This is a genomic window from Caldimonas sp. (genome assembly GCF_046289365.1).
Taxonomy (GTDB): Bacteria; Pseudomonadota; Gammaproteobacteria; order Burkholderiales; family Burkholderiaceae_C; genus Caldimonas.
Genome location: NZ_JBKBVU010000048.1, coordinates 1 through 3,665, shown reverse-complemented (window position 1 = coordinate 3,665; position 3,665 = coordinate 1). Strand labels below are relative to the sequence as shown.

Annotated in this window: 4 protein-coding genes; 2 read left to right on the top strand and 2 right to left on the bottom strand. The window is 67.7% G+C overall.

The window, feature by feature from the left end:
* On the top strand, positions 1-834 hold an 834-nt coding region (locus ACK42S_RS07080), incomplete at its 5' end, for an N-acetylmuramoyl-L-alanine amidase (RefSeq protein WP_409704918.1).
* On the opposite strand, the gene ACK42S_RS07075 is transcribed toward ACK42S_RS07080, so the two are convergent.
* Positions 789-2,237, bottom strand: a complete 1,449-nt coding sequence (locus tag ACK42S_RS07075; protein ID WP_409704916.1) for a S8 family serine peptidase — start codon at positions 2,235-2,237, stop codon at positions 789-791. The genes ACK42S_RS07080 and ACK42S_RS07075 overlap by 46 nt on opposite strands.
* A 279-nt stretch (positions 2,238-2,516) precedes the next feature.
* Positions 2,517-3,158, bottom strand: coding sequence for a DedA family protein (locus ACK42S_RS07070; RefSeq protein WP_409704914.1), 642 nt, complete (start codon positions 3,156-3,158; stop codon positions 2,517-2,519).
* A gap of 61 nt (positions 3,159-3,219) precedes the next feature.
* Between ACK42S_RS07070 and mutL the strand changes: the two genes are divergently transcribed.
* On the top strand, positions 3,220-3,665 hold a 446-nt coding region (gene mutL, locus ACK42S_RS07065), incomplete at its 3' end, for a DNA mismatch repair endonuclease MutL (protein WP_409704912.1).

Below are 3,665 nucleotides of genomic sequence, written 5' to 3'. Positions count from 1 at the left end.
GGGGGCTGTGGCGGCGCGGCGAGCGCCACGAGCCCGCCCGTGGCGGCCGCACCGCCCCTGCCGGCGCCGAATGCGCCGGTGACCCGTCGCAGCGAGCTCGACGGCACGGCCCGGGGCCGCATGAACCGTCTGATCATCGTGGCCCTGGACCCGGGCCACGGCGGCGAGGATCCGGGCGCGATCGGCCCTGCGGGCACGCGCGAGAAAGACGTCGTGCTCGCCATCGCCCGGCGACTGCGCGACCGCATCAATGCCGAGCCGAACATGCGCGCGATGATGACGCGAGATGCCGACTTCTTCGTGCCCCTGCGCCAGCGTGTCGAGAAGGCCCGGCGCGTACAGGCCGACCTGTTCATCTCGATCCATGGCGATGCCTTCACCAACCCCAATGCACGGGGGGCCTCGGTCTATGCGCTGTCCGAGCGCGGAGCCACCAGCGAGGCGGCGCGTTGGCTGGCCAACAAGGAAAACGCCGCCGACATCGTGGGCGGCGTGAACGTGAAGCACAACGATGCGCAGGTGCTGCGTGCGCTGATGGACATGTCCACGACGGCCCAGATCAACGACAGCCTCAAGCTGGGCAGCGCGGTGCTGGGACACATCGGCAAGGTGGGCCGGCTGCACAAGCCTCGGGTCGAGCAGGCCGGTTTCGCCGTGCTCAAAGCGCCGGACATTCCGTCCATCCTGGTGGAGACGGCCTTCATCTCCAACCGGGAGGAAGAGCAAAAGCTCAGATCGGCCGCTTACCAGGACCAACTGGCCGAAGCGTTGATGAACGGCATCCGCCGCTACTTCGAGAAGAACCCGCCGCTGGCGCGCAATCGGCAAGTGTGAAGCCGGCGTGCACGCCAGGCGGCCAGGGCGAGCAGCGCCAGCCAACCCCAGGCCAGCGCACCGCCGCCGGAGCGGCCGGAACCGCCAGGGATGGGGCCATCGCGCACACGCAGCACAGCCGCCTCGGCGTCGAGCATGCCCGTGCCGCACATGCCGGGGTTGTTGGCGCAGTAACTGCCCGCAGGGTGCGGGCGCGCCGTCTCGGCCAGGATGGTGCGTACTTGAACAGGCGTCAAGCCGCCGTCCAGCGACATCATCAAAGCGGCTGCGGCCGACACGAAAGGAGTCGCCGCCGATGTGCCCCCCGTGACATCGCGCCATAGATTGGCCTGAGGTTGCCGTGTGCCGGTGTTGCCCAGCGAGACGATGGGCACCGTATCGCAAGGGGTGAGTCCGTCGATCGGACACCCACCGCCAGGCGCGGTCAGCATCACCTTCGAAGAGCGGTTCGAGTAGCCCGCCAATGCCCCCCGTGAAGTGTGCGCGCCGACCGCTATCACACCGTCACATCCTGCAGGCAGTCCCACAGAGGACTGTCCCTCATTGCCCGCTGCCGCCACGACCACAGCCCCTGCGGACTGCGCCGCGCGCACGGCATCGCGGATATAGCCGTAGGCACTGCTGTTGCAGTCCAGCCCGGGGAGGGAGCCCAGGCTCATGTTGATCACCTTCACCTGAGCGGCACTGGGGTTGACCGGCACACCGGCCACGGGGGCCCCCACAGCCCAACGCAAAGCGTCGGCCACATCGCTGAGCCAGCCCCCGCAGCGACCCAAGGCCCGAATGTGTTGCACCCTCACTCCCGGCGCTGCACCGGCGATGCCTTGGAGGTTGTGCGTCACGGCCGCCAGAATGCTGGCCATCTTCAAGCCGTGCCAAGAAGAGTCCGCGTTGTCAGGCTCGCAATAGTCCCCAGGGTCCGAAGGGTCGGGGTCCCGGCCGTCGCCATCTCCAGCCACCTCGACGCCTGCGATGGTCCCAGCCGACACGAAGTCATGGCCATCGATCTCGTTGGCTTCGAGATCGGCATGACGCACACGCCCGGTATCGATGAGCGCCACGATGACCGACGGGGATCCAATGAACGCCGCGCCGCCGACATCCCAGGCGTCGCTGAAACGGGCGCTGCCGATCACACCCTGGCTCGCCGGCTGAAGGGCCCACTGCTCGGGAAAGTGCAGGTCGTTGGGGATGAAGGCCTGCCGGCGCACCCAGACGTCCACGCCGACCGATTCCACCCCGGGCTGGCCGGCCAGAACCTGCGCGAGGGCCTGCGCTTCGCGTACCGTCTTGGGCTGAGGCATCTCGACCACGAAGGAACCATCGCCCAACGGATGTTTCAGGGTCAGCGCAACGCCGGCCTTCTGCGACAGCCCACGAATCCTTTCACGGGCTCGGTCCATGCGTTCAGTCGGCCCAAGCGGGCTCACTTGGCGTTGGGCCTGGACGTCCTCCTCCAACCGCACCACCAACCGGGTGGTCCTTTCGGGCGAGGCAGACCACTGCACGGCGTGAACTGCAGCGGCTGTCCAGCCGAGGATCAACACTAGCAAGCAGCGATACGATTTCACGGGGGAATGCCTCGGCTCAAGCGCGGCGGTGGGGGATTGTCGCCCATCCCGCGTGGGCATCCGACGCGTGGCGCACGAAGCGTCGTGTTGGATTCAACATTGCACCGCACCTTAGCGCGCCGCCCGCCGCGTCTTCCACGCCCCGTAGATGGCGATCAACCCCGGCACGATGATCAGCGCCCAGATGATCTTTTCCAGGTTGTTCTGGACAAAACTCAGGTTGCCGAAGAAGTACCCGGCCAGCGTGATGCCGACCACCCACAGGACGGCCCCCACCACGTTGTAGAGCGTGAACTTCGCACGGTTCATCTCGGCCACGCCGGCCACGAAGGGAGCGAAGGTGCGCACGAAGGGCAGGAAGCGCGCCAGGATGATGGTGATGCCGCCGTAGCGCTCATAGAACTCGTGCGCCTGGTTGAAGGCGCGCTTGTTGAACAAGCGCGACTGCTCCCATTGGAACACCTTGGGCCCGCAGTAGCGGCCGAGGGTGTAGTTGACCTGGTCGCCGGCGATCGCGGCCACCAGCAGCAACCCGATGGACAGCCGGATGTCCATCAGCCCTGCCCCACACATCGTGCCCACCACGAACAGCAGGGAATCGCCGGGCAGGAAGGGCATGATCACCAACCCGGTCTCGACGAAGACGATGGCGAACAGCAGGGCATACACCCAGGTCCCGTAGGTGGCCACGAAGCGGGCCAGATGCTCGTCGACGTTCAGGATGAAGTCGATCAGGAAGGTGATCAGTTCCATGGGCCGCGATTATCCCTGCCGGGGCCACGGCGGATGGGGCGCCCTCCTACAATCCCCGTGAATGAATGCTCCCCGCCTCCCCCCGCGCCGGCCCATCCGCGAACTGCCCGACGAGCTGATCAGCCAGATCGCCGCAGGCGAGGTGGTCGAACGCCCGGCCTCGGTGGTGCGCGAGCTGGTGGACAACGCCTTGGATGCCGGCGCCTCGGAGGTGACGGTGAAGCTGGTGGGCGGGGGCGTGCGCGCCATCGTCGTCGAAGACGACGGCCAGGGCATGCCGGCCGACGAGATGCCGCTGGCGCTGCGCCGCCATGCCACCAGCAAGATCGCCTCGCTGGCCGAACTGGAGCAGGTGCAGACCATGGGCTTTCGGGGTGAGGCGCTGGCGGCGATCGCCTCGGTGGCCGAGGTGGCCCTGTGCAGCCGGCCGCCCGAGGCCACCCACGCCCACCGGCTGGACGCCCGCTCGGGCGAACTGAGCCCGGCCGCACGCGGCGTGGGCACCAG